Source organism: Pantoea sp. CTOTU49201 (genome assembly GCF_032054795.1).
Taxonomy (GTDB): domain Bacteria; phylum Pseudomonadota; class Gammaproteobacteria; order Enterobacterales; family Enterobacteriaceae; genus Pantoea; species Pantoea symbiotica.
Window position 1 is genome coordinate 1 of the sequence record NZ_DAMBSA010000484.1, and the last position, 3,145, is coordinate 3,145.

General features: G+C 51.5%; 3 protein-coding genes. 2 read left to right on the plus strand and 1 reads right to left on the minus strand.

The window, feature by feature from the left end; genetic code table 11:
* Positions 1–926 (minus strand): DUF1176 domain-containing protein (locus tag RTY00_RS22555; protein WP_312666375.1); only part of this gene is annotated, 926 nt, incomplete at its 3' end.
* A gap of 490 nt (positions 927–1,416) precedes the next feature.
* On the opposite strand from RTY00_RS22555, the gene RTY00_RS22560 reads away from it, so the two are divergent.
* On the plus strand, positions 1,417–2,247 hold the full coding sequence (locus tag RTY00_RS22560; RefSeq protein WP_154190452.1) for a DeoR/GlpR family DNA-binding transcription regulator: 831 nt from the start codon (positions 1,417–1,419) through the stop codon (positions 2,245–2,247).
* A gap of 12 nt (positions 2,248–2,259) precedes the next feature.
* Positions 2,260–3,145: substrate-binding domain-containing protein (locus tag RTY00_RS22565; protein WP_312666378.1), on the plus strand; the 886-nt coding region annotated here is incomplete at its 3' end.

Here is a 3,145-nt window from a genome sequence, read left to right on the forward strand (position 1 = left end):
CAATCACCCAATCCACGTCCTTTACTGAAGGTGTAAAGCAATCCATGGCTGGCATCGAACTCCGCGTTCACCAACTCCAGCTGATTATCGCTGCGTGATGCTGGGGTAAACGGCAGCGTTAAGCTCAAACCACGCGACACATAAGGCGCGTCACGCGTCACTTCAAATGCCAGATCGATAACGTTATAAGCACCGGTTTCACAGCTGATCAGCAGCAGCGCTTTGCTGTCGGTTAACGGTGAAACACTCACTTCACGCCGCAGTGGATCGAGCGAGCAGTTATCGGTATTCACCCGCCAGGTACCAAAATCAATCAAACCGCTGGTCTCTTCCTGCGTCAGCGGCGGCGGCGACGGTAAAGGCGCAGGTAACGCCGGCAACGCGGGCGGCGGCGGCACATCCCACTGCACGCGGTCGCCACGCTTCACCCAGGCGCTGGCACCGTTGACGCGCCCCTGCACGTCATCCATCAACAATAACGCTGCCTTCATGCCGCTGAGCGGAATGGTGGCGTTGGCTTTGTAGGTCAATTGCAGATTTTGCGCATCCAGCGTCTGCGCCAGGAACTCGTCGATGGCGATAGCGTTGCTGGTAGCCAGATGGTGCGGCTCCACCGTCCAGTGTTTGAGATCCGGCGTCAGACGGCGTTGATCGAGCAGCAAATTATCCTTGAGCGGGCCGCCCGGCAGCTCACCGCTGTAGCCGCTACCGTAATCAATGCGCAACAAGGGGCGATCGTTGACGCCAGCATGACGTGAGATCGTCATCACTAAGCCGTTGTCACCGGGAAAACTGCGTGCCACGCAAAAAGCCGCATTGTTGCAGGTCAGTTGCCAGTCAGAAAATGACTTTTGCAGTGGCTGAGCCTGTACGCACGCGACAAAAAGAAAGGGCAATAAAAGCAGTAACTTCATCCAATACGACATCAAAAAAATCGGTCCCCAAATTCCTGGAAAGAAAATAATAGCGCAACGGGAACGCTGTCAGCAGGCCTAAACTGTGAGCCGGCCCTAAAAGCGGGGTCAACCGCTGAAAAAGCCATCACCTTGTGGCAATCGGGTATTGGATAGTGCAAGAGCTCATCATCCGTTTTGACCGATTACTGCTCAATCGGATTCGTCGCACTCTTGATGACGCATCACAAAACGGTCAAATACACACAAACGGTCACAAGCGGTCATGTTAGGTTAAATCCATGTTGCGGCTATGCAACGCGCGTAGAACGCGGATTTCGCGGCATTAGGCGCTTTTATGTGAATTGAATCACGTAATTTTGATAACCAGACATCTCATTTACATTAAAGACAGATCCAAATCACTCTAATCAGCTAAGGCGTTTTGGTGACTGTGGACTCGTGCGCAGCCCACACTTTCCAAATGCGCTATCCAGTAATTTATATCCATCGGAGGTTAGTTATGTTGCCGATTGAAAGACAGCAGCGAATTATTGACGAATTAAATGTAAATGGTCGGGTCATTGTCGCTGAATTAGTCACGTTATGTCAGGTTTCACAAGAAACCATTCGGCGTGATTTAACTCAGCTGGAGAAACGTGGTCTGTTACAACGCAGTCACGGTGGTGCGGTACCAGCAAAACGACAGGCCGCTAACATTCAGGGGAATACAAGAGGCGTTAACGAGTATGAATTATCTTTCCGCCAGAGAATAAATGAACACGTTGATGCCAAGATGGCTATTGCCAAACGCGCACTCGATTTCATTAGCCCCGGCGATTGTATATTACTCGATAGCAGCACCACTTGCTGGTATTTAGCGCGACAGCTGCCAGATATTGAATTAACGGTATTAACCAATTCCATCAGGATTGTGCAAACCCTTGCGGCACGCGGCAGCATCCGCACTATCTGTCTGGGGGGAGAATATTCTGACCGTTATGAAGATTTCCACGGCGTTGTCGCCGAGCAACCGCTCAGGGAATTTCAGATCAATAAGATCTTTTTTTCCTGTAGCAGTTTAGGCAATGACGGTTATTTACGCGAAGGTAACGAAAACAACGCACATTTAAAACAGCAAATGTTATTAGCAGCGGAAAGAAAACATCTGTTGCTGGACGGAAGTAAATTCCTGCGGCCCTCATTCGCACGTATTTGTCATTATCGCGATGTGGACTTTCTCATTACTGACCAATTAAAAGACAAAGAGCTGGAACAAGAATTAGCGTGGAACGGCGTCAATATTATTGATTGCTCCCAGCGCAGCCATTCTATGCAGCTAATAAAAAATTAAATCGGAGTCTTTATGAAAAAACATCTTATCGCCTGTTCTCTGCTCGCCCTGTTTGCCGCCTCCGGCGCGCACGCTGCTGACAAATTACGCATGGGCATCGTGGTGAAAATTGGCGGTATTCCGTGGTTCAACGCCATGGAAGCGGGCATCAAGAGTGAAGCGGCGAAAAGCGGCATTGACGCATGGATGGTTGGCCCAACCGCGGCCGATCCGGCTCTGCAGGTGCGTGCTATCGAAGATTTGATTGCCCAGAAGGTCGACATCATTGGCGTGGTGCCGAATGACCCGAAGGTGCTGGAGCCGGTGCTGAAGCGCGCCCGTGATGCTGGCATTGAAGTCATCACCCACGAATCGCCGGATCAGAAAGGCGCTAACTGGGACTTCGAACTGGTGGATGCGCCGACGCACGGCATCAACCATATGAAAGCGCTGGCGAAATGCATGCATGAAGAGGGCAAGTACGCCATGTACGTCGGCAGCCTGACCGTGCCATTGCACCAACAGTGGACCGATGCGGCGCTGAATTATCAGAAAGAACACTATCCGAAGATGCAGATGGTCACCGACAAGTTTGGCGTCGGCGAATCGCTGGATGACTCGATTCGTACGACCAACGAACTGATGTCCAAATACCCGGATTTGAAAGGGATTATGGCCTTTGGTTCACAAGGTCCGATTGGCGCCGGTCGTGCGGTGATGAACCGTAACAAGATGGATCAGGTTTGCGTGATTGGAGCTTTCAGTCCTGGTCAGGGCGCTTCGCTGGTGCAGCGCGGCGCAATCAAAGGCGGCTACATCTGGAATCCGCAGACCGCAGGCGAAGTGTTCGTGCGCATCGCCGACATGATGCAGAAGAAAGAGCCAATCACCGACGGAATGACCATCGAGGGTTTGGGCA

Bases quoted from the DNA above. Each gene is read 5' to 3' on its own strand.
- RTY00_RS22560 (WP_154190452.1), top strand. From the start codon at position 1,417: ATGTTGCCGATTGAAAGACAGCAGCGAATTATTGACGAATTAAATGTA.